The organism is Allomesorhizobium aridi (assembly GCF_043769475.1).
Taxonomy (GTDB): Bacteria; Pseudomonadota; Alphaproteobacteria; order Rhizobiales; family Rhizobiaceae; genus Allomesorhizobium.
This window is the reverse complement of the sequence record NZ_CP171729.1, coordinates 1987988-2010851: the sequence shown is the minus strand read 5'-3', so window position 1 is coordinate 2010851 and position 22864 is coordinate 1987988. Positions and strand designations below refer to the sequence as shown.

Below are 22864 nucleotides of genomic sequence, written 5' to 3'. Positions count from 1 at the left end.
CGAATTCCCCGGACTGCCGATGGTTCCGATATAGGTGACGTGGCGGGCTTTTGAAATGGCGCGCCGGCCCGGTCAAAGATCCGCCGGGGTCAGGAAGCCTTCCAGGTGGCCGCGGCCGGGGGCGGCGTCGGCGAGGCTGCCCTCGAAACGGATGACCGCCAAGCCGGATGTCGGGAAACCGGAATTCAGCGTCGCCCGCGCGCTTTCCTCGCCGGTGCCGGCCATCGCCATCGCCAGATCCTCCATCATCGGATTGTGGCCAATGACCAGCAGCGATCCGGCGCCGCCGTTGCCGCGTATGATCGACAGGTATCCGGCGGCGTCCTCGGAATAGAGTGCGTCGGAGAACAGGACGCGCCCCGTGTCCGCATGGCCGGCTATGCCCTCCAGCGTCTCGCGGGCGCGCCGCGCATTGGAGCAGAGCGTGAGGTCGGGAACATAGCCGCAGGCGCGCATGGCGACGCCGGTGGCCTCCGCGTCGGCCAAGCCCGATGCGTCGAGCGGGCGGTCGAAATCGCGCATGCCGGGCGCGGCCCAGCCCGCCTTGGCATGTCTCAGGAGAAAGAGCCTGCTGCCCAATATGCCCCCCATCATCGCGAATATCGTGCCGTGCGTGGCCGGATCGTTCGGGGTTTAGCGATGCCCGCCGCTCCGCGCAACACGCCGAAAGTTCGAGCCTGCATTCCGCCACACCGCCGCCCGCCGCTATCTGCAGCCGGCCGGTTCGGCCATCATCGTCGCCCGAAGGAGCGGCGAAACCGGGCTTTGTCTGCGACTAACAATTGCGTGACCTTCGTTACGATTGATCTTGTGCGGCTTCGGGCCGGCGAATATATAGGCCCGAAAAAAGGGAAATGGGATGAGTCGAATGAACGCTCTTGCTGATGCCGATTACGTTCCCTCCGAAGACGAGCCGTTCATGAACGAACGGCAGAAATCCTATTTCCGCGCAAAGCTCGTCACCTGGAAGAACGATATCTTGCGCGAAGCGCGCGAAACGCTGGAAATCCTGCAGCAGGAAAACGCCAATCATCCGGACCTCGCCGACCGCGCCTCGTCCGAGACGGACCGCGCCATCGAACTGCGCGCCCGCGACCGCCAGCGCAAGCTGATCGCCAAGATCGATTCGGCGCTGCAGCGGATCGACGAGGGAACATACGGCTTCTGCGAGGAAACCGGCGAGCCGATCGCGCTCAAGCGACTCGACGCGCGCCCGATCGCGACACTTTCGATCGAAGCGCAGGAGCGCCACGAGCGGCGTGAAAAGGTCTATCGCGACGACTGAGCGAAAATAGCAGGCAGCGAATAGGGCATATTCGTTTGCCATTGCCGGTTCCCCCGACAATTTTACTCCCTACTCCCTACTCCCTACTCCCTACTCCCTACTCCCTTATCTCTTGTGAGCCGACAGTTCGCCCAGGAGCTTCGTCATTTCGTCGTCGAGCGATGTAGAATTCTGCCGCGGCGCGCCCCGCTCCGGTTTTTCGTCCAGCGACACTTCCAGTTCCTTCAAAAGTGCGTCGTCGAGATCGTCCTGCTGCGGCTGTGGTTGCGGCTGTGGCCTCGCCGGCGTGAAGGACGGCTGCTGCGGCCTGGGTGCGGGTGCGTAGCGATTTTCCTGCGGCAGAGGCGGGACGGAAGCGACGGGAGGCATTTTGGGCGGCTCCGGTTTCGCAGGTGGCTGCGGCGCCGGCGCCGATGGAGCCAACCCGCGGAACGGCTGTGGCGCAGGCCGTTCCGGCGCTCGCGGCGGCAAGGTGGCCGGGCGACCGGGAGATGCCGGTTCCGGTGCGCGTTTCGGCAATTGCTGCGACTGTGCGACCGCTTCGCGCCCGCCATCGCCAGTCAGGGCAGGGCGGCGCGGCTGCGCAAGCCTTATGTCGCGCTCCACGACCACGTCGGTCGGCCCGCCGATCAGGAGCAGATGCTCGATATCGTCGCGCCGCACCAGCACCAGCCTGCGATGGCTGTCGACCGCGGTCGCGTCCATCACGGCAAGGCGGGTCTTGCGGTTGCGGCCGCCGGCCACGAATGTGCCGAAGGTGAGGCTGCGGACCAGCTTGACGATGACCAGCACGATGACAAGGAGGAGGAGCGCGGCGAACGTCCAGAGGATCGCCTGGGTATATCCTGGACCCGCCAGTCCATCCAACCAGTCCTGCATCTCATTCCCCGCGTTGTTCTTGCCGCCCGGGCGACACTAGACCGTTGCAGCCGCCGTTCGCAAGTTGCGTTTCACGGATCGTGACGCACTGAAATATGCAAAGCCGCGCATGCCCTGGTTTTTCCCGGCGCATTTTCAGGCTAGGTCTATGCGCGTCGGGGAGAATGTGATTCAAGCGGTCTGGCGCAGAGCGCTACGCATCGGCCCAAAAATCGGAATCGATTTTCGGAAAGCGCGATGCGCAGAGTAAAGACCTGCAGCGTCGTCGCGCGTCCAGAAGACGCAGCGCGCTGCAGCATCGGGGAAAACAGGCAGGGGGCCGATGGCCAAGGAAACGCGCGGCGATTTTTATCCGGTGCCGATCGTCGACCAGAACACGCGTCCCGGCGCCATAACGCGCCTCGTCGTCTTCGTCGTTGTCCTGACGGGCGCGGCGATCGTTTTCGGCCTGTTCCGCGAACGCCTGGGCGACCCTTTCCTACTCGGCATGCTCGGCGTGCTCGCCATGATCGGCGTCGGATTTCTCTTCGCCACCGCGATAGGCTTCATCCAGATCGCGCCGCGTTCGACCACGGACGAATTGTCAAAGGCCTTCGTCGATTCGATGTCGCAGGGCCTGCTTGTCACCGACACCAAGGGCAGGGTGATCTACGCCAACCGCGCCTATGCGGACATGACCGGGGCCACCGCCGCGGCCGATCTGAAAACGGTCGAGAGCCTGCTTTCGGATGTACAGGAGGCTTCGCCGACGATCTACCGCCTGGCGTCCGGCCTGCGCGACGGCCAAGCCGGCGACGGCGAGTTCCGCCTTGCCCAGGCCATCCGGCCGGGCTCGGAGCCGGGCGCGCGCTGGTACAGGGTGCGAGCCCGCAGCTTCAAGGTGCCGGGCCAGCGCCTGCCGCTGTTTGCCTGGCAGTTGGCCGACATTTCGAAGGAACGGGCCGAACAGGAGCGGTTCTTCCTCGACCTGCAGCAGGCGATCGACCATCTCGACCATGCGCCCGCCGGCTTCTTCTCCGCCGACCAGGACGGCCGTGTCACCTATATCAACGCCACGCTTGCCGAATGGCTGGGCATCGACCTGGCGAGCTTCACGCCCGGCGCCACCAGCCTGCGCGAGATCGTCGCCGGAGACGGCATGGCGCTTGTCCGCTCGGTCAAGGCCGATCCGGGCACGACGCGTAACGCTGTCATCGATCTTGATCTGGCGACCGCCGCTGGCGAAGTCTTGCCCGTGCGCTTCATGCACCGCGTTTCGGCCAGCCGCGAAGGCGTGAACGGCCCGACCCGCACCATCGTGCTCAACCGCACCCAAGGCGAGGATGCCTCCGCCGATCTCAGGGCTTCAGAGGTTCGGTTCACGCGCTTCTTCAACTCCACCCCGATGGCGATCGCCGGCGTCGATCAGTCCGGCCGCATCGTGCGCACCAACGCGCCGTTCCTGTCTCTGTTTTCCAACGTCGTCGACCGCGACGCGATCGACCGCCGCGTGCGCCTGGACACCGCGATCCATGAGCGCGACCGGGCCGCCTTTGCCGCGGCCCTCGAGAAGGCCCGTCAGCGGCAGGCCGACATCGCGCCCATCGACACGGTGCTGCCCAACAACGAGGACCGCCACATCCGCTTCTACGTCAATGCGGTGGCGGATGGCACGGGCGGCGAGGGCGCCGAGGAGGCGGCGATCGTCTATGCCGTCGAAACCACCGAGCAGAAGGCGATGGAAAGCCAGATGGCCCAGAGCCAGAAGATGCAGGCGGTCGGCCAGCTTGCCGGCGGCATCGCGCACGACTTCAACAACGTGCTCACCGCCATCATCATGGCGTCGGACCTGCTTCTGACCAATCACCGGCCGTCGGACCCGTCTTTCCCCGACATCATGAACATCAAGCAGAATGCCAACCGCGCAGCCTCGCTGGTGAGGCAGCTCCTGGCGTTCTCGCGCAAGCAGACGCTGCGCCCGGAAGTGCTCAACCTGACCGACGTGCTGGCCGACCTGCGCATGCTTCTGGCGCGGCTGGTGGGCAACACCGTCAAACTCAAGGTCGATCACGGCCGCGACCTTTGGCCGGTCAAGGTCGACATCGGCCAGTTCGAGCAGGTCGTGGTCAATCTCGCCGTCAATGCGCGCGACGCCATGCCGGACGGCGGCGATCTGACCGTCAGGACGATGAACGTCGCCGCCGCCGAATGCCGGAAATTCGGCTACCGGGAACTCGCCGCCGCCGACTACGTGCTGGTCGAGGTCGAGGATACGGGCAGCGGCATCGCGCCCGACGTGCTCAAGAAGATATTCGAGCCGTTCTTCACCACAAAGGAAGTGGGCAAGGGCACCGGCCTCGGCCTGTCCATGGTCTACGGCATCATCAAGCAGACCGGCGGCTTCATCTTCTGCGATTCGGAAGTCGGCAAGGGCTCGGTGTTCCGCATCTTCCTGCCGCGCCATGTTCCGGGCGTCAGGCCTGCGGCGACCGAGGCCGAACTCCAGGCCGCGGAAAGCGACGCGAAGGCCGCCGATGTGGCGGCCGCCGCGGCCAAGCTTTCCGACGCCGCGCGCGACCTCTCGGGTTCGGCCACCGTGCTTCTGGTCGAGGACGAGGATGCGGTACGCATGGGCGGCATGCGCGCGCTCACTTCGCGCGGCTATACCGTGCACGAGGCGTCGTCCGGCGTCGAGGCGCTGGAGGTCTATCACGAACTCGGCGGCCAGGTGGACATCGTCGTGTCGGACGTGGTCATGCCGGAAATGGACGGGCCGACGCTGCTCGGCGAATTGCGCAAGATCAGGCCGGACATAAAATTCATCTTCGTTTCCGGTTACGCCGAAGACGCCTTCGCAAAGAACCTGCCCGCCGACGCCAAGTTCGGCTTCCTGCCGAAACCTTTCTCGCTCAAGCAGTTGGCGACGGTGGTGAAGGAAGTGCTGGAGAGCTGACGTCGGGCGAGGCCGGACTAGGGAACACAGGGGCAGCCTTGACGCCGCACATCGAAGCCTCAAAAGGCGATTACGCTGAAACCGTGCTCCTGCCGGGCGATCCCGACCGGGCGCGGTGGATCGCCGAGACCTTTTTCGAACGCCCGCGCTGCGTCAACCGGGTTCGCGGCTGCCTTGGCTATTCCGGCTCGTATAGCGGCGTGCCGGTCAGCGTCCAGGCGACGGGCATCGGCCGCCCCTCGATCGCCATCTATATTCACGAGCTGGTCCAGAGCTACGGCGCAAAAACGCTGATCCGCACCGGCACCTGCGGCGCGCTGGATGAGGCGGTCGGGTTGCGCAGCCTCTATCTGGCCGAAACCGCGATCATGGATTTCGACATCGCCTCGGGTCGCCCGCCGCTGCATCCGAATGCTGCGCTGCTTCGGCTTGCGAGGGGAGCAGCCGAAAAGTCCGGCGTGGCGCACCAAATTGGCCCTCAAGTCTCCAGCGACGTCTTTTATCACCCCGATCCGCTCGGGCGTTTTAACGCCGCGCGGGCGCTGGGCGCCCGGGCCGTGGACATGGAAACGGCCGAACTGTTCGCCCTTTCCGCACGGCTCGGCTTCCGCGCCCTGTCGGTCTGCACGGTCGTAGACAGCCTCGCCACCGGCGAGGCGACGGCGCTGTCGGAGCGGCAGGCGCTGTTCGCTGACATGGCGAAGCTGGCGCTCGATGTCGCCGCGCAGGCGACTAGCCGAGGCGCTTGCTGATCGAGCTTCCCGAACTTTCGAAAGAAGCGCATGCTGGGTGCGGTCAGCAAGGGAGGATCTGACATGACCCCGCTCGAAATCGTTGAGAATCTGTACAAGGCCTATGCCGCCGGAGACATCGAGGGCGCGCTTTCCTACTGCGCCGACGATGTCTGTTTCAGATGGGTCGCCGATCCGGAACTGATGCCATATGGCGGCGGCTGCAACTGCAAGGCCGATTTCATGGAGCGGCTCACCGGGCTGCACAAGGACTATGAATATCATTCCTACCGGCCGATCGAGGTCTTCGGGGCGGGCGAGCGCGTGGCGGCGCAGATAGAGATCGAGCTGACCCGGCGTGACAACGGCAAGCGGTTCAAGATGCTGTGCGCGGATTTCTGGACCGTCCGGAACGGCGTCGTGACCGAGATGGTGGAATATTACGACACTGCAATGATCGCCGAAATGGACAAGCCTGTCGCCGTTGCGGCTTGAGAACGAGCACCGCGCATTCCGCCCGGTGGCGCTTGCCCGCCGCCGGAAGCTTTTGTCATGCGGCTTGGGCGCGGGTGGACATCGCCGCCGAAGGCTTTCATCATGCCAGGCTTGTCAATCGCGGGGCCGTTCATGCTGAGAGTGCAGAAGTTCAAGATCGACGACATCTACGTCCCGGCGGCGCGCCGAAAGACGCTGCATCCCGAAACGGTGCGGCATCTGGCCGAGGATATTCTGGAGAACGGCCAGAAAATGCCGATCCAGGTCCGCTTCGACGGCAAGCGCCACATTCTGGTCGAGGGGCTGCATCGGCTGGAGGCGAGCAAATGGCTGGGCGAGACCATGATCGACGGCTATCTCGTGCAGGCGAAACGGCATTGAGACGCCGCCGCTGCAGACTTGCGGTTGCGTGCATTGCGCGTTTTGCGTGCTATTCTTCCCGTTGCCTCGGTTGAGTCGGCGGTTCCTGGGCGTAAAAAAATATCAGCGGAGTTTTTCGGCCGGCGCGGCAAGGCCGGCGCAAGCAACGGCAATCATCTTGATGGGGTGTCGAGTTTGTCGTTTGAGTTTTGACATTGGGGCGAGGGGAAGCCGATGTTGCATGCCATTGACGACTGCGCCAAGCGCCGATTGACGGAGCGCGTGGACATACTGACCGCGATCAATATCCTGAAATCGCGCGGCTACGACGAAGAACAGCTGGTCAGCGAGATCACCAAGATTTTCTACGTCGATCTCGACGAGTACAACGAGATCATCCGCCATTCCTGAGCCAATCTTGGGCGGGCAGGGCGACCTCGAAGACCGACGCAAAGGCGCAGGCACGGGGGATTGCAATGCAAAACAGAAGCGCGGAGCGGTGAACCAGCCCCGCGCCCAATGGCCGCAAACACGACCTGCGACCCGCCTCCGGGCGGGCCGCTCTGTCATAGGCGTCACGCAGCTCTCGTTGCGCAGCCTCAGCCGATGATGGCGCGCAGCCTCGCCAGTATTCCGCTCCGCGGTTTCATCGCGGCGCGGACATGCCGGGCGGCTCTCGCCCCGGTGACGGTCTCGCCGAAATGGCAATAGCAGACGACTTCGTGCAGTTGCCAGTCGGACAGTTCGAAGAACCGCTTGGCCTCGCCGTAGCTGTCGTCCTTCAACCCCTCGGCGCGAAGGCCCGGGTCCTCAAAGGCTACAGTGATCGGCGAGCCCGAGGCGCGCATCGTCTCCCGGGCCCCACCGCCCTGGTACTCCGTGCCATGGAGCGTCGCTAGCCGCCGCTCTGGCCTTCTTTCGAGAAGTTCCGCCCAACGCTCGAGGCGCTCGCTCCGTGTCAATACGGGGCGGGTCGGGTCTGGATGGACCTCGGCGACGGCTTTGAGATGTTCAAGTGTTTGGTGCTGCATGACGGGCTCCTGTTAAGGACTGAGTGCCTCCTCCTGCGACAGACTTCAGCTTGACTCCGCAGGGGCACGGAGTCCAATCACGATCCAGGGTTTTGGTTCCGCTCAGCGAAAGGTTTAGTGAGTGGCGGCCCCGTGTCTTGCACCCGCTGGCCCGTTTGCGACCGCTCAGGTGCCGATCGGAACCTTCAGCACCTGGCCGACGAAGATCTGGTTGGGGTCGGTGATGATCTGCGGATTGGCGCGCTGGATGTCGGTGAACCGGCCGGGATCGCCGTAATTGTCGCGGGCGATCTTCGAGAGCGTGTCGCCGGCGCGGACCGTATGCAGCCTGAAGCCGATATAGCCAGGCACGATGCGCGGCCCGTAGATGACAGGGACGATCACCTTGTTGATCTCGGAGCCGTCCTCGGCGCTTTCCTCGAAAACCTCAACGAACAGCCGGTCGAGCTGGAATGCGGCGTTGCCGATTGCGACCGCGAGCTGGAACTGGCCATGCTCTCCGGTGCCGCCGCCGACGTTGAAGAAGCCGGTACGCTCGTCGTGGCCGTCGTGGATGCGGTAGTTGAGCGTCGCCTCGAAGCCCTGGCCTATGCCGGCGACAAGGACCGGATCGCCGACGATGTCGAAGGGCTGCGGCTGCTGGATGATGTTGGGCATGTGATCTCCTCCGAATCTGCTGACGCAGCAGACTGCACGATCGCGGTTTCGGAGGTCTGTGCGGTGGTTCACATTTCGCCGGATTTTATCGAGGGGACCCCCTGCGCTCACAGCGGAATGTTGTCGTGCTTCTTCCAGGGGTTCTCCATATCCTTGTTCCGGAGCATGCGCAGGGCGCGGGCAACGCGCCGGCGGGTCGAATGCGGCATGATGACTTCGTCGACGTAGCCGCGCTCGGCGGCGACGAAGGGGGACAGGAAGCGGTCTTCATAGGCCTTGGTGTGGGCGGCGATCTTGTCCGGATCGGAAATGTCCTTGCGGTAGATGATCTCGACCGCACCCTTGGCGCCCATCACGGCGATCTGCGCCGTCGGCCAGGCGTAGTTCATGTCGCCGCGCAGATGTTTCGAGGCCATAACGTCGTAGGCGCCGCCATAGGCTTTGCGGGTGATCACCGTGATCTTCGGGACCGTCGCCTCGGCATAGGCGAACAGCAGCTTTGCGCCGTGCTTGATCAACCCGCCATATTCCTGCGCGGTGCCGGGCAGGAAGCCGGGGACATCGACGAAGGTGACGATCGGGATGTTGAAGCAGTCGCAGAAGCGCACGAAGCGCGCCGCCTTGCGGCTGGCGTCGGAGTCGAGCACGCCGGCCAGCACCATCGGCTGGTTGGCGACGAAGCCCACCGTGCGGCCTTCGACGCGGCCGAAGCCGGTGACGATGTTTTTTGCGAAACTCGGCTGAATCTCGAAGAAATCGCCATCGTCGGCCGTCTTCAGGATCAGTTCCTTGATATCGTAAGGCTTGTTGGCGTTGTCGGGGATAAGCCGGTCCAGCGAAAGATCGTGGTCGGTCACCGACTGGTGGCACTCGATCTCCGGAAGCTCTGCCGTGTTGGAGGCCGGCAGGAAATCGATCAGCCGGCGCATCTGCAAAAGCGTCTCGACGTCGTTGTCATAGGCGCCATCGGCGATAGAGGATTTGGTCGTATGGATCGACGCGCCGCCGAGGCTTTCGGCGGTCACCGTTTCGTTGGTCACGGTCTTCACCACATCCGGACCGGTCACGAACATGTAGGAGGTGTCGCGAACCATGAAGATGAAGTCGGTCATCGCCGGCGAATAGACATCGCCGCCGGCGCAGGGGCCCATGATGACGGAAATCTGCGGGATGACGCCGGAAGCGAGAACGTTGCGCTGGAAAATCTCGGCGTAGCCGCCGAGTGCGGCCACACCCTCCTGGATCCGCGCGCCGCCCGCATCGTAGAGGCCGATGATCGGCGCGCGGTTGCGCAGCGCCATGTCCTGGACCTTCATGACCTTCTCGGCATGGGCTTCCGAAAGTGAGCCGCCGAAGACGGTAAAATCCTTGGCGAACAGGAAGACAGGCCGGCCGTTGACGGTTCCCCAGCCGGTGACGACGCCATCGCCGGCGATCTTCTGCTTTTCCATGCCGAAATCAGTCGAGCGGTGCTCGACGAACATGTCGAACTCCTCGAACGAGCCTTCGTCGAGGAAGATGTCGATGCGCTCGCGGGCCGTCAGCTTGCCGCGCCTGTGCTGGGCGTCGATGCGCGCCTGTCCGCCGCCGGCCCGTGCGATCTCGCGCCGGCGTTCGAGTTCGACCAATACGTCCTTCATGGCGGTTCCCCCCTCGGCAGGTGTTCGCCAAGGGTGTTACCACGCCGGAGAGGCAGTGCAAATCAGGCCGGAAGCGGCGGCCAGGAGCGTTCCACCAGCCTTTCAGCCATCCCTTTATTGCAACGGTGCGCGACGGCAGGGGGGCGGCCCCTACCAGGTACCGGTGTTGCCCATCGAAGCCCATGGTTCTGCCTTTTCCAATGCCGGCCCTTTCTGCAAGAGCTCGATGGAAATGCCGTCGGGCGATTTGACGAACGCCATATTGCCGTCGCGCGGTGGGCGGTTGATCGTCACGCCACTGTCCATCAGCCGCTGGCAGGTGTCGTAGATGTTGTCGACCTCGTAGGCGAGGTGGCCGAAATTGCGCCCGCCCTTGTAGTCCTCGGGATCCCAGTTGTAGGTCAGTTCGATCAGCGGCGCCTTGGCGGTGATGCCGGCCTGCTTGTCATCGGGCGCGGCCAGGAAGATCAGCGTGAAGCGGCCTTCCTTGTTTTCGTGGCGGCGCACTTCGACCAGGCCGAGCTTGTTGCAGTAGAAGTCGAGCGATGCATCCACGTCGGAGACGCGGACCATTGTGTGGAGATAGCGCATGGGTGGTCCTCCGGCTGCAGCCCTGGGTTAAGCGCCGGAACATAGGGCGGGGCAATGTCGCGCGGCAACCCGCAAAAACAGCTTGTTCGGGAAGCGAACGGCCTCCCTCCGCATTTCCGGGGTGAAACGTTGAAAAAAGGCACGTCAGGTCTTGCGCAGCCCGGAAGGCGCAGTGCTATTCTTACGCGAAGAATCAGTGGCTGCGTTTCTGGAAAGGGTGCGTTCGAATGGGGGACAGGGCCTCTTTCATGGGGCAAGACTTGGAAGCGGACGGCGCCTTGGACCGTGACGAGGGCGGCGACGCGGCTGGTCTGGTCGAGATTTCCGGGGTGATCAAGTGGTTCGACGTGGCCAAGGGCTACGGGTTCATCCTGCCCGACGACGGCGCTTCCGGCGATGTCCTCCTCCACGTGACCTGCCTGCGGCGCGACGGCTTCCACACGGCCCTCGAAGGCGCGCGCGTGGTCTGCCTGGTCAAGCGCGGCGAGCGCGGCATGCAGGCTTTCCGCGTCATCTCCATGGACAGTTCGACCGCGGTTCATCCGGCCGAAATGCAGGAGCAGCGCACCCATGTCGCGGTGACTGCCGAAAGCGGGCTGGAGCGGGCGCTCGTCAAATGGTTCAACCGCACCAAGGGTTTCGGATTCCTCACGCGCGGCGAGGGCACTGAAGACATCTTTGTCCACATGGAGACGCTGCGCCGCTACGGCCTGACCGAACTCCGTCCGGGCCAGGTTGTGCTGGTTCGCTTCGGGCGCGGCGAAAAGGGCCTTATGGCTGCCGAAATTCACCCGGATATCGGTACCTTGCCGGTCTCGCATTGAGGCCTGACAGGGATTTTTCGATGAAACCTTTCCGCCCCGCGGCAGGGAAGGCCGGCCTGGCTGCCGCGCTTTTCGTTTGTCTTGCGCTGCAGTCGTCGGCTACTGCGCAAGAGCAGGCGATGGAGTTGCCGGTTCATCCGGAACCGCTGATCGCCGAGACCGACGCAGGCGAGCGTGCGTTCAACGTCGAAATCGCGGATGAACCGGGCGAGCGCTCGCGCGGCCTCATGTTCCGGCAGGAAATGGACAATGACCATGGCATGCTGTTCGTATTCGAAGAGAGCCAGCCTGTAGGCTTCTGGATGAAGAACACGCCGCTGCCGCTCGACCTGCTGTTCATCGGGCAGGACGGCAAGGTGCGTGCGATCGAGAAGGGCGAGCCGTTTTCCGAGGCGCCGATCGCGCCGGGCGAACCGGTCCAGTTCGTGCTCGAACTCAATGCCGGAACCGCGGCCGAAGCAGGAATCGAGAATGGCGACCTCATTCGCCATCCGGCTATCAGCCAGGCCGCCGGCGCCAACTAACCGATGGTCTCAATTCTGAAAGGGATCGCAGGCGCCATGCAGTCCTTCTCCCATGACGGTTTCGACCTGGCCTTCATCGACCGACCGCCGGAGAGCGGCGGCGAGCCTATCCTGCTGATCCACGGCTTCGCCTCCAGCGCGCAGGTGAACTGGGTCTCGCCGGGCTGGATGAAGACGCTGGGCGACGCCGGGTATCGTGCGATCGCGTTCGATAATCGCGGCCACGGCGCCTCCTCGAAGAGCTATGAGCCCGCCGATTATACGCCGCAGAAAATGGCAGGCGACGCGGCGGCGCTGCTTGGCCATCTCGGCATCCCCCGCGTGCATGTCATGGGGTATTCGATGGGCGCGCGCATTGCAGCTTTCCTGGCGCTCGCCGAACCGGCGATGGTGGCGACGCTGGTCTTCGGCGGGCTGGGAATAGGCATGGTCGAAGGCGTCGGCGACTGGAATCCGATCGCCGACGCGCTTCTCGCGCCCGACCCGTCAAAGATCCAGAACCCGCGCGGGCAGACTTTCCGCGCCTTCGCAGACCAGACCAAAAGCGACCGGCGCGCGCTCGCCGCCTGCATTTCGGCGTCGCGCACGCTCCTGTCGGAAGAGGAAGTCAGCCGCATAGCGGTTCCGACGCTGATCGGCGTCGGCACCACCGACGATATTGCCGGCTCCGCCTCGGAACTCGCCGGATTGATGCCGAATGCGCAAAGCTTCGACATAGAAGGCCGCGACCACATGCTGTCGGTCGGCGACCGCACGTTCAAGAAGCGGGTCCTGGAGTTCCTGGCGGACAACCCGCTCTAATGTCGCGCTGCGCCGCCGCAAAGTTCCGGCGGCGCAGAGTCGTTCAGCTCGCCGTTAGAGCCCCCATTCCGATCGAATCGGAATGGGGGCTCTAACTGTTGTTTAGCCGCATGATCTTGTCCGAAAAGTCTGCAACTTTTCGGGATCATGCTCTAGGCTTCGAGGTCGCGGTTCCGGTCTTGCCAGATTTCCAGAAGCGCAAGGACTGCGACGGCCGCGCCGAGCGCGATGTGCCAATTGCGCAATGTTCCAGCATATTCCAGGACGAATGGCGACGACATCATCCAGACGCCACAAAGCAGCGTCAGGAATTCTTCCCACCGACGCAGGAATATCTGCTCCAGAGCACCCAGAACGACGATGGCTGCGCCGACGATTGCGGTGGTCGCGACCATTGTGGTGTTGCCGGCGGTATCGCCGAACATCGGCGATACGAGGATCGCGACGCCGAGGATCATCGTGACGATGTCCTCCCAGCGCCGGTGCTCGATCAGGCCCCAGCCTGTTCTGTCAAATGTTGCCATGACGATACTCCTCTCAGGCTACTTTGAGCGTAGCTCAAACGCCCGTGAGGACTTGTGCGTCGTTGTCGAACTCCTCAGCCGGGCGTCCGTACGAACATCGTCATTATCTCAAAAAACACCAACAAGATCAATGATGTCGTCCCGAACCGCCGTAGCCTGTCGGTTCGTCCGGCCCAAGCGGGCCTGCTCAGGCCCGGTGGACACGCCGCTGTCCCCCGATCAAGGGATTGTTTTCCACGACCGCTTGATTCCGGCTGAACCAAAACCATTTGAACAAGCACTAAGGAAAATTGAGTTCATTCCTGTCAGGCTCTGGAGTATATGTCCGGCTGACGAGAATGGACGCCGGTAACGGAGACCGTCGATGACGAGTATGAACGCGCCGCGCCCGGCCACCCTCAAGCCGGTCGATCCGATCTGGAGTACGGTGCGCGACGAAGCCGCGGAGGCCGTATCGCGCGATCCGCTGCTGTCGGCATTCCTCTATTCGACGATCCTCAACCAGGAAAGCCTGGAAGATTCCGTCATCCACCGCCTCGCCGAGCGCCTCGACCACCGCGACGTCGGCGCCGACCTGATCCGCCAGACCTTCAAGACCATGGTGCGTGACAATCCGGACTGGTCGACAACCGTTCGCGTTGACATCCAGGCCTATTACGACCGCGATCCCGCCTGCGACCGGTTCTTCATGCCGATCCTCTATTTCAAGGGTTTTCATGCGATCCAGACGCATAGGCTTGCCCACTGGCTGTGGAACAACGGCCGCAAGGATTTCGCGCTCTATCTGCAGAGCCGTTCGTCCTCCGTGTTCCAGACCGACATCCACCCGGCCTCGAAAATGGGCATGGGCGTGTTCATCGACCATGCGACGGGGCTGGTGGTCGGCGAAACCGCGGTGATCGAGGACGACGTCTCGATCCTGCACGGCGTCACGCTCGGCGGCACCGGCAAGGCCGGTGGCGACCGCCATCCGAAAATCCGCTACGGCGTGCTGATCGGCGCCGGCGCCAAGATCCTCGGCAATATCGAGGTCGGTCATTGCTCCAAGATCGCGGCCGGTTCAGTCGTGCTGTCGGCCGTTCCGCACAACAAGACGGTCGCCGGCGTGCCGGCCCGCGTCGTCGGCGAGACCGGCTGCGACCATCCGTCCCGCCAGATGGACCAGTTCCTTCCCTCCCAGGCGCTGGACCATACGGTAAGCTTCGACATCTGAGCGTTCGGTCTGGTGGCGGTCCGTCCGGCGGCCGCCGCCGCAGGTTGAAAACGCCCGCCTTGCCTTTACATCGCCCTTCGTGCCGTGCCAGAAGCGCGTTCCAAATCGAACGCACCCGCCACGGGGAGAACAGCCTTGAACCCGGATGAGATCAGAAAACTCGACGCCTTCTTCAAACGGACATTCCAGAATCCGCAGATGCAGGTGAAGGCGCGTCCGCGCAAGGAAGATTCGGCCGAAGTCTATGTCGGCGACGAGTTTCTCGGCCTCGTCTTCAAGGACGAGGAGGACGGCGACTACAATTTCTCGATGGCCATCCTCGACATCGATCTCGGCTGAAGCCTTCCAGCCGGCTCAGCGGCCGGTCTTCAGTATACGGGACGTTTCGGCGAGAACGGCCGCGTCCAGTGCGCGCCACTCGGCCAGCAATTCCTTCGGAAAACGGTAGGCCAGGCTGAGATTCTCGCCGACCTGCACATCGCGCTCGCAAGGCGCGAGCGATTCGTCGGCGCTGGGTCCGCTGAGGCAGCGCGCCACGAAAGGCGTGTCGCCCGGCCGCTCGGCAACCGCCAGCACCTCGTTCAGGTAGCCCGACTTGCCGTTGAACTCGTACAGCACGACGCCGCCCGGCGCCGAAACGCCGGGCTTGACGATCATCGAGCTGTAGATCGGCGCGAGGCGGCCGCTCATGGCGCGCGACATCATGCGTTCCTCGAACGACAAGAAGATGATCCGCCGCGATTCGCCGGCGTGGTTGAAATCGTCGCGCGCGGCGGTGCTGTAGCCGCTCATGTCGGGCCAGCGCAGATAGAGATCGAGCCGCGAGGCGATGCCGTCGCGCCGCGCCCGTTCGAAGCGGATGGCGTTTGCCGGCACGGCGATGACGTCGTTGCCGATAACGATTTCGCGCAAGGTGGTGTCGTCGGTATGGCCGGCCATCGCTATCGAGCGGCCGAACCATTTGCCGCCTACGCTGATCGCCGCGGAGAGGAGAGCCAGCAGCGCGAACGCGCAGAACACCTTGAACATCAGCGACGAATCCACCGTCCTGATTTCGGGGCCGTCCGCGGCCATCGACTGTTTCATCAGAAATCCCGCAGGTTTGCGACGCGTCCCGACCTTGCATTTTCATGGTAAACGCCGAGTAAAGATTGGTGCGGATCGACCGTTCTGGCCGGATCCAGGGCTCCAACGGAAGCCCCGCTCGGCCAGGCAGGTTTCAGGCGTGTAACCGCGCTCTGTGACGGCGACATCTGGCCGTTACAGATTCAGCCCAAACAGCCGGTCGTCAGATGTCGGGCGGGCAGGCCGGCAACTCACAAATTCATTCGGGAAAAGCCAACGGCACGCATTGGGCGCGCCGAGGTGATCCCGTTATCCAAGAAAGCGATCCGATGACCGTCACCAGCACCTACTCCCACCTCGCAACCAAGAACGAATTCCAGGCCAACAGCTTCGAACCCGGCGACCAGCTTTTGCCGGACGTGACCGGCCTGTCGAATGGCGGCTTCGCCGTCGCCTATAACAATGGCGACATCGCTGATGGCGAAGCGCTGGTCGACTTTTACGATGCCGCCCACAGTCGCATCGGGACGTTCAAGATACCTCATGACGGGGACTCCAAGGCGCTGGGCCAGCCGCAAGTGGTCGAACTCGACAATGGAAATATATTGGTGGCCTGGAGGAGCGATGAGTACACAGATGCCGGCGTCAGAGGTCATTTGTTCACTGCCGGCGGGGAGCCGATCGGCGGTGAGATCCATATCACGGGGGGCAGCGCGAACGGTGTGGATGCAGACATCCAGGTTGCAGCCCTGGAAGATGGCGGCTTCGTGGTTACGCACACTATGCTCGGCAATGTCTACCAGGCTCGCTACGGCAACGATGGCGTAGGAGTCGACAGCGGCCCCTTTCAGGTCAACTCCGCGCTCCCCGGCGACCAGGCTGACAGCGCCGTCGCGGCGCTGAGCACCGGCGGCTATGTCGTCACCTATACCGACACCTATCCGGCCGATCAGACCATCCGCGCCCGCATCTACAATGCCGACGGCTCGACGCAGGTGGACGATTTCATCGTTGGCTCAATCGGCGACAACACCCAGTCCAAGGTGGTTGGCCTGGCCAACGGCAAATGGGCGGTGGTCTATACCGACACGGGCTCGGGCGGCGTCGACAGCGGCAATTCGGGCATCACGCTGCAGATTTTCAACGGCGATGGCGAGAACATCACGCCGGATACCTACATCCGCGTCAACACTCCTTCCTTGCAGCCTGAGATCGAACCCGACATTGCGGTCCTGGAGAACGGCTTCATCGTGGTCAGCTGGACCAAGCAGTTCAACGCGACCGACTCTGATATCAAGGCACGCGTTTTCACCCCGGAAGGTGTCGCGGTGACAGAGGAATTCTCGGTCACCGGTTCCTCCGACATGGATGTGAAATCGGCTGTCGCCGGGCTGCTGTCCGGCCAATTCGTCACCGCCTGGCAGGACAACACCACCGACGGCGACGGCGGGCAGATTACCGCCGAAGTGACGGAGATCGTGCGCACCACGACCGGAGATGGCGCGAGCGACTTTTTCGGGGGCGATGAATTGCGCGACATCGTTCACGGCCTCGGCGGCCAGGATGACTTGCACAGCGGCGGCGGCAATGACGAACTGTATGGCGGCAGCGAAGACGATCTGCTGATCGGCGGCAACGGGAACGACCTGCTCAACGGTGGCACAGAGATCGACACCATGTACGGCGGCACCGGCAACGACACGTTCATCGTCGACAACATCGGCGACAAGGTTTTCGAAGCGAATGGGGCCGGCACGGGCATTGATACCGTCCGAACCTCCGTCAACTATTCGGTGGTCGCGCAGTTCGTCGAGAAGATGGTGTTGCTTGGCACCGGCTCGATCAACGCCGTCGGCAACAATCTGAACAACACCATCACTGGCAACGATGGCAACAACGCCATCGACGGGCGCGGCGGTGCCGACACCATGACGGGTGGATTGGGCAACGACACCTATTACGTCGACAATGCGGCCGACAAGGTGGTCGAGGCGAACGGAGCCGGCACCGGCACCGATACGGTGAACTCGTCCGTGACCTATTCGGCCGCCGCGCAATTCGTGGAGAACATCACGCTGACCGGAACCGCAGTGATCAATGCCACGGGCAACAATCTCGCCAACACGATCGCCGGCAATGCCGCAAACAATGTTCTTACCGGGGCGCTCGGCGCAGATGCCTTCTTGTTCCGGACCGGGCTGAACGGCACGACCAACGTCGACACCATCACTGACTTCAACGTTGTGGATGACATTATCCAGCTTGAAGATTTTATCTTCACGCAAGCCGGTGGTGGCGGCGGTGGCGGCCTCGGCACCTTGTTGGCCGGCCAGTTCAGGACCAATAACACAGGCGCCGCACAGGACGCCGACGACCGTATCATCTACGAAAGCGACTCTGGCAAGCTTTGGTACGACAGCAACGGCAACGCCGCTGGCGGCAACTACCTGTTCGCCGACCTCGCTTCCGGACTGGCACTTACCAACGCCGATTTCTTCATCGTTTGAGGCGGATCGCCGCCGGCTGCAGGCCGGGGAAAACACTCGTTTCGGATTTTCGACATCCGGCGAGCCCGTTGATCGGCCCGAAAACAACAGGGATGCGCGCCGGAGCGAACTTCCGGCGCGCATCCCGTTTTCGTGCACGACCCATACGCCTGTCCGCTAAACCCATGCCGCCGGGATCAACCAGGCCCCCCGCAAGTCCACCCACTTGCGCGTGCAGGTTGAATGGAGCAATCTGGGTACTCCCAGATCTACGGGGGCCTCGAGAAGCGGCCAGTCTGGGCTCCGCGTTGCAATATTATCGCGCGGCGGAGATTTAGCACACGCGACGGCACTTGCCGGTCTTCAGTATTCTGCCTGCAGGCGGACCGGATGCATGCGATCCACGAATATGGATTGCGGTAGTGTGGGGGATACTGTGGCCGCATTCACATCTCCAGGAAACGAGAACGCGCTCTGCCGCGCTGGAATTTCTATGACTTAGGCCTCAACCACGGGAGTACATGATGGCAATCGCGGTGACTGGAGCGAACCCGACCCGGGTGACCGTCGTCTCCAATACATTGACGACCGACACGACATTCAACGGCAGCGCGACCAACGACCGGACCTACGCGATCGCCGACGATATCGTCGGCGTGGTGAACACGGGTGTCCTGGTCGGCGGCTTCGGCCTGCGCTTGCAGACGATTGCGGTGAATGGCGACATCGCGATGACCAACAACGGCGGCGTGACCGTCACTGAGGTAAATCTGGGGGCCGCAGGGGTGGAATTGGTCGGCAATGGCGGCTCGGTCACTTATCGCGGAACCGGCTTCATCACCGACCACACCAACATCGGCGGTTCTGCGCTGCAGATCGCCAACAACGGCGCAGGCAGCGTCAGCGCGACGCTCAACAACAACATCACGGCAAACGTCGGACGGGCGGTGCAAATCGGGGCCGAAACCGGCCCCCTCACGTTGACCCAGGCTGCCGGAACCACCATCAGCAACAGCCTCGGCGGCCTCTACGAGGCCATCGTCCTTCAAAGCGGCTCGGGGAATATCCTCGCCAACCTCAACGGCACGACCTTTGCCGGCCTGGACGGCTTGTTAGCCTTTAGCTCCGCTGGCGACGTCACTATCAACGTCACCGGATCGATTTTCGCCAACTCCCGCGGAATTTTCGCGCAAATCAACCTCGGAGGCGATCTCGCTGCAACTGTCAATGGCACCATCAGCAGTGCTAACAGCACCGGCATCTTCGTCGGTAACTATGGCACCGGGACCACCACCGTCACCGTCAACGGCGCAGTCGCCGGCGTCATCGGGCTCGATGACTTCGGGGGCGCGACGACCGTCAACAACAACGGATCGATAACCGGCACCTTCGGAACGGCGGTCAATCTCGGCGCCGGCAACGACATCTACAACGGCGTGGCCGGCCTGGTCACGGGCACGATCCTGGGTGACGCGGGCAACGACACGCTGCGCAGCGGCGCCGGCAAAAATACGCTCGACGGCGGCGACGACAACGACACGCTTGACGGCGGCGTCGGCGCGGACACCATGATCGGCGGCAATGGCAACGACACCTATTACGTCGACAACATCGGCGACAAGGTTGTCGAGGCGAACGGCGCGGGAACCGGCACGGACACCGTGCGGACCAGCGTCGGCTTCTCGGTCGCATCGCAGTTCGTCGAGAACATTGTGCTTTTGGGCACAGGCTCGATCAGCGCCATCGGCAACAACCTTGACAACACCATTACCGGCAATAGCGGCAACAACGCCATTGACGGGCGCGGCGGCATTGATGTCATGGAAGGTGGATTGGGCAACGACACCTATTATGTCGACAACATGCTCGACAAAACGATCGAAGCCAACGGCGCAGGCACCGACACCGTCTACACCACCGTGTCCAAGGCTTTTGTCGACCAGTTCGTCGAGGTGATCCGGCTCTCCGGCTCGGGCAACATCAACACGACAGGCAACAGCCTCGCCAACACCATCGTCGGCAACGGCGCCAACAACGGGATCAATGGCCGCCAAGGCGCCGACACCCTGACGGGCGGCCACGGCAACGACACCTTCGTCTTCAACACGGCGCTCGGTGCAACGAACATTGACACGATCACCGACTTCAAGCCCGTCGACGACACGATCCAGCTGGACGATGCGATCTTCACGTCTCTCGGCACAGGCGTGCTCTCGGCCAATGCGTTCCGCTCGAATGCTACGGGCCTGGCGCAGGATGCCGACGACCGCATCATCTACAACAGCGCCAACGGCCAGATCTACTACGACTCGAACGGCAATGGCGCCGGCGGCAACGTCCTGGTAGCGGACCTCGACAGCGGCCTGGGGGTCACCAACGCTGACTTTCTCGTCGTCTGAGATTTGGACGCCGACGGTCGCATCATCTACGAGACCGACATCGGCAGGCTTTGGTACGACAGCAACGGCAACGCCGCTGGCGGCAACTACCTGTTCGCCGACCTCGCTTCCGGGTTGGCGCTTACCAACGCCGATTTCTTCATCGTTTGACCGACGAAAGGTCCGGCTGGCAAAATCTCGCCAGGCGGATTAATCAGAACAACGATGGGAACGCTCTGGAGCGGCTCCCATCGTCTCAACAACCGGCCTGGAAAGACAATGCCGCTTTACGCCATCGACAATATCAGCCCACGGTTCGAGGACGAGAGCAGCAACTGGATCGCGCCCGATGCGACGGTCATCGGCGATGTCCGACTTGGCCGTGACGCAGGCGTCTGGTTCGGCGTCGTGATCCGCGGCGACAACGAGCCGATCGTTATCGGCGCCGGCTCAAACGTGCAGGAACACGTCGTCATGCACACCGACCCGGGATTTCCGCTGACGGTCGGAGAGGGCTGCACAATCGGCCACCGGGCTATCCTGCATGGTTGCAGCATAGGCGAAAACAGCCTGGTGGGCATGGGCGCCATCGTGCTGAATGGCGCTCGCATCGGCAGGAACTGCCTGATCGGCGCCGGCGCGCTGGTGACGGAAGGCAAGGAATTTCCCGACAATTCGCTGATTGTCGGCTCGCCGGCCAAGGCGGTGCGGATGCTTGACGCGGAGGCCGCAGGCCGGCTGCGCGCTTCGGCGGAGCACTATGTCGCCAACGGCCGCCGCTTCAAGGCCGGGCTGAAGCCGGTTTGACTTGGCGCTCGGGGCAGCCGCCTCGAGAGAAGCGGAGCCGGCCCGGGGACTGGGCCGGCTCCTGACCCGGTCGTGGGGACGGGGAGGGTGGGGACTCGACCGGGTTTTGGCTGACCTTGCCTTTAGCGCACGCTGGCGACCGCGTCGGCGCGGCCGTCGTCGATCTGCACCCAGAGGCCAGAGTTGCGCTCCGACTGACGCTTCAGGAAGGTGTATTCGGTGTCGCTCCACGCCAGCAGGCGCGGTTCAAGGTTATCAAGGACGAATTCGCCGCGGCTTGTGCGCATAGTGAGGACGGCATGGCCGGCGCCGCTCGGCTGGCGCACGACCGTCAAGAGCAGGTCGCCCGCCGGTACGCCGAGCGCCATCAGCTGGCGGCGCTTTTCGAGCGCGTAGTCTTCGCAATCGCCGATGCCGTCGGGATAGGACCAGACTTCCTCGCGGCCCCACATCTCCATGTCCGTACGCGGCATGACCATCGTATTGACCACATTGTTGATCTCGACCATCGCCGCCCAGAGGCTGCGGGTGAGTTCGACCGGCGCCTTGTTCGCCGACTTCTGCCGGCATTCGTCGGGCTGGCGCTGGCAGAGCTCATAGTGTCCCACCGGCTGCGTGGTGCGGCCAGCTGTCTGCATGAAGGGCTGCGCAGCACTGGCCGTTCCCGTCATTGCGGCCAGCCCGGCGATAGCCGCAAACAGCAACGATGTCCCCGTCGTTCTTGTCATTGTGGTATGTCCCCGTTTGAGGAGACACTGCCACAGGTGGATTTACTTCACGCAAAAAGACGAAGTACATGTTGAGTAAAATCAAGATGTAATTCTATCTATGTTTAAATCGAATAATAATAAAACAAGAGAGAAATTAAACTAAAATTGCAACGAACGCTCACTCGACGCTGCGCCTGAGCGCGCAAGAGCAGCTTGGCGAGGCGACGCCTGAGGGCTGAAAAGCGAAAGCCGGCCTGATGGCCGGCTCCGATTTTGCTTTGCAGCGCGGATCAGCGTGGAGCGTTGAATTCGGAGTCCAGTGTTTCGGGCCGCTGGACGACCGCGAACTCGATGGCGATGCCGTCTTCGAAATGCCGCACGACCTGGCCGCGCATCGTGCCTAGTACGACCTGGATGCCAAGCGCCGGCTTCACGTCGATTTCGAGCGCGGCGCCCGACAGCGACAGGTCTATGATGCGGCACGGATATTGGCGGCCGTCGGTGAGATGCAGCGAGCTCAGGGGATTGCGCGGAGCGACGCGTTCGTGGCGGCGGTCCTCGGGCAGGTCGAGTTCATGCTTGTTGGCGAGCCAGGTCAGCTGCGCTGCAAGCTTGTCTTTCTTGCGGTCGGACGCGATCACCGTCATGGCGAAGCCGTCCTGCAGCGTTCGGGTCAGAACCCCCTCGACACGGCCGATATGGTCGATATAGGCGATGATCTTCTCGCCCGGCCTGCCGAGGCGTTCGCAGCGGAGGGAGACGTTGCCGGGCGACATGTCGAAAACGAGGCATGGATGCTCGGTGCGGTCCTCAAGCATGTAACGGCCATAGATCTTGACTTTGACGCGCTGAAAATTGCGCCTCTCCGCCCTCGCTGGCGGATAGTCTATGGCCGCTAACCTCATCACTGCCTCAATCCCGCTCGAATTTT

25 protein-coding genes are annotated in these 22864 nt (G+C 63.0%); 15 read left to right on the top strand and 10 right to left on the bottom strand.

The window, feature by feature from the left end; all coding sequences use genetic code 11:
• Window positions 1-72: 72 nt before the first annotated feature.
• Entirely contained in the window at window positions 73-594 is a 522-nt protein-coding gene (locus ACG873_RS11865) for a SixA phosphatase family protein (protein ID WP_394891953.1), read from the bottom strand.
• A gap of 274 nt (window positions 595-868) precedes the next feature.
• Between ACG873_RS11865 and dksA the strand changes: the two genes are divergently transcribed.
• The gene (gene dksA / locus ACG873_RS11860; RefSeq protein ID WP_008838010.1) at window positions 869-1285 is read left to right on the top strand and encodes an RNA polymerase-binding protein DksA; all 417 of its coding nucleotides are present in this window, start codon (window positions 869-871) and stop codon (window positions 1283-1285) included.
• A gap of 105 nt (window positions 1286-1390) precedes the next feature.
• On the opposite strand, the gene ACG873_RS11855 is transcribed toward dksA, so the two are convergent.
• The gene (locus ACG873_RS11855) at window positions 1391-2164 is read right to left on the bottom strand and encodes a hypothetical protein (RefSeq protein WP_394891952.1); all 774 of its coding nucleotides are present in this window, start codon (window positions 2162-2164) and stop codon (window positions 1391-1393) included.
• Between the two features lie 322 nt (window positions 2165-2486).
• Here ACG873_RS11855 and cckA point away from each other — a divergent pair, with 322 nt between their 5' ends.
• From cckA to ACG873_RS11830, 5 genes are all read left to right on the top strand, one after another.
• Complete coding sequence (gene cckA / locus ACG873_RS11850; RefSeq protein ID WP_394891951.1) at window positions 2487-5096, top strand: cell cycle histidine kinase CckA; 2610 nt, start codon at window positions 2487-2489, stop codon at window positions 5094-5096.
• Window positions 5097-5134: 38 nt separating this feature from the next.
• Window positions 5135-5848, top strand: a complete 714-nt coding sequence (locus ACG873_RS11845; protein WP_394891949.1) for a DeoD-type purine-nucleoside phosphorylase — start codon at window positions 5135-5137, stop codon at window positions 5846-5848.
• Window positions 5849-5911: 63 nt separating this feature from the next.
• Entirely contained in the window at window positions 5912-6322 is a 411-nt protein-coding gene (locus ACG873_RS11840) for a nuclear transport factor 2 family protein (RefSeq protein ID WP_394891947.1), read from the top strand.
• A 132-nt stretch (window positions 6323-6454) separates the two neighbouring features.
• Entirely contained in the window at window positions 6455-6703 is a 249-nt protein-coding gene (locus ACG873_RS11835; protein ID WP_394893466.1) for a ParB N-terminal domain-containing protein, read from the top strand.
• A gap of 213 nt (window positions 6704-6916) precedes the next feature.
• Window positions 6917-7093: a hypothetical protein gene (locus ACG873_RS11830; RefSeq protein WP_008838014.1), complete on the top strand. Its 177-nt coding sequence runs from the start codon at window positions 6917-6919 to the stop codon at window positions 7091-7093.
• Window positions 7094-7281: 188 nt separating this feature from the next.
• On the opposite strand, the gene ACG873_RS11825 is transcribed toward ACG873_RS11830, so the two are convergent.
• The 4 genes from ACG873_RS11825 to ACG873_RS11810 all read right to left on the bottom strand — a co-directional run bounded on the left by ACG873_RS11825 (window position 7282) and on the right by ACG873_RS11810 (window position 10601).
• Window positions 7282-7713, bottom strand: coding sequence for a hypothetical protein (locus ACG873_RS11825; protein WP_394891945.1), 432 nt, complete (start codon window positions 7711-7713; stop codon window positions 7282-7284).
• Window positions 7714-7878: 165 nt separating this feature from the next.
• Entirely contained in the window at window positions 7879-8370 is a 492-nt protein-coding gene (locus ACG873_RS11820) for a Gmad2 immunoglobulin-like domain-containing protein (protein ID WP_394891943.1), read from the bottom strand.
• Window positions 8371-8477: 107 nt separating this feature from the next.
• Window positions 8478-10010: an acyl-CoA carboxylase subunit beta gene (locus ACG873_RS11815; RefSeq protein ID WP_394891941.1), complete on the bottom strand. Its 1533-nt coding sequence runs from the start codon at window positions 10008-10010 to the stop codon at window positions 8478-8480.
• Window positions 10011-10160: 150 nt separating this feature from the next.
• Window positions 10161-10601, bottom strand: a complete 441-nt coding sequence (locus tag ACG873_RS11810; protein ID WP_394891939.1) for a VOC family protein — start codon at window positions 10599-10601, stop codon at window positions 10161-10163.
• 227 nt (window positions 10602-10828) lie between these two features.
• Between ACG873_RS11810 and ACG873_RS11805 the strand changes: the two genes are divergently transcribed.
• From ACG873_RS11805 to ACG873_RS11795, 3 genes are read left to right on the top strand one after another with little or no spacing between them, the layout of a single operon-like run.
• On the top strand, window positions 10829-11425 hold the full coding sequence (locus ACG873_RS11805) for a cold-shock protein (protein WP_394891938.1): 597 nt from the start codon (window positions 10829-10831) through the stop codon (window positions 11423-11425).
• A gap of 20 nt (window positions 11426-11445) precedes the next feature.
• Window positions 11446-11949 (top strand): DUF192 domain-containing protein, encoded by a 504-nt coding sequence (locus ACG873_RS11800; protein ID WP_394891936.1) that lies wholly within the window; start codon window positions 11446-11448, stop codon window positions 11947-11949.
• A gap of 36 nt (window positions 11950-11985) precedes the next feature.
• Window positions 11986-12750 carry an alpha/beta fold hydrolase gene (locus ACG873_RS11795; protein ID WP_394891935.1) on the top strand — a complete coding sequence of 255 codons (765 nt, stop codon included), beginning with the start codon at window positions 11986-11988 and terminating at the stop codon, window positions 12748-12750.
• 152 nt (window positions 12751-12902) lie between these two features.
• On the opposite strand, the gene ACG873_RS11790 is transcribed toward ACG873_RS11795, so the two are convergent.
• Window positions 12903-13274, bottom strand: a complete 372-nt coding sequence (locus ACG873_RS11790) for an SPW repeat domain-containing protein (protein WP_394891933.1) — start codon at window positions 13272-13274, stop codon at window positions 12903-12905.
• Between the two features lie 364 nt (window positions 13275-13638).
• On the opposite strand from ACG873_RS11790, the gene cysE reads away from it, so the two are divergent.
• Together cysE and ACG873_RS11780 are read left to right on the top strand one after the other, a co-directional pair.
• Window positions 13639-14487 carry a serine O-acetyltransferase gene (cysE, locus tag ACG873_RS11785; protein ID WP_394891931.1) on the top strand — a complete coding sequence of 283 codons (849 nt, stop codon included), beginning with the start codon at window positions 13639-13641 and terminating at the stop codon, window positions 14485-14487.
• A gap of 135 nt (window positions 14488-14622) precedes the next feature.
• A complete protein-coding gene (locus tag ACG873_RS11780; RefSeq protein ID WP_394891930.1) occupies window positions 14623-14826 on the top strand; it encodes a DUF3126 family protein in 204 nt (67 codons plus the stop codon).
• 15 nt (window positions 14827-14841) lie between these two features.
• On the opposite strand, the gene ACG873_RS11775 is transcribed toward ACG873_RS11780, so the two are convergent.
• Complete coding sequence (locus tag ACG873_RS11775) at window positions 14842-15573, bottom strand: hypothetical protein (protein WP_394891928.1); 732 nt, start codon at window positions 15571-15573, stop codon at window positions 14842-14844.
• Between the two features lie 308 nt (window positions 15574-15881).
• On the opposite strand from ACG873_RS11775, the gene ACG873_RS11770 reads away from it, so the two are divergent.
• From ACG873_RS11770 to ACG873_RS11755, 4 genes are all read left to right on the top strand, one after another.
• Window positions 15882-18059, top strand: coding sequence for a calcium-binding protein (locus ACG873_RS11770; protein ID WP_394891926.1), 2178 nt, complete (start codon window positions 15882-15884; stop codon window positions 18057-18059).
• 500 nt (window positions 18060-18559) lie between these two features.
• Entirely contained in the window at window positions 18560-20437 is a 1878-nt protein-coding gene (locus ACG873_RS11765; RefSeq protein WP_394891925.1) for a beta strand repeat-containing protein, read from the top strand.
• Between the two features lie 3 nt (window positions 20438-20440).
• Entirely contained in the window at window positions 20441-20587 is a 147-nt protein-coding gene (locus ACG873_RS11760) for a hypothetical protein (RefSeq protein ID WP_394891923.1), read from the top strand.
• Between the two features lie 108 nt (window positions 20588-20695).
• The gene (locus ACG873_RS11755; protein WP_394891922.1) at window positions 20696-21223 is read left to right on the top strand and encodes a gamma carbonic anhydrase family protein; all 528 of its coding nucleotides are present in this window, start codon (window positions 20696-20698) and stop codon (window positions 21221-21223) included.
• A 122-nt stretch (window positions 21224-21345) separates the two neighbouring features.
• Here ACG873_RS11755 and ACG873_RS11750 read toward each other — a convergent pair whose 3' ends face one another.
• Entirely contained in the window at window positions 21346-21951 is a 606-nt protein-coding gene (locus tag ACG873_RS11750; protein ID WP_394891921.1) for a transglutaminase-like cysteine peptidase, read from the bottom strand.
• A 272-nt stretch (window positions 21952-22223) separates the two neighbouring features.
• Entirely contained in the window at window positions 22224-22838 is a 615-nt protein-coding gene (locus ACG873_RS11745) for a PilZ domain-containing protein (protein ID WP_394891920.1), read from the bottom strand.
• Window positions 22839-22864 lie beyond the last annotated feature (26 nt).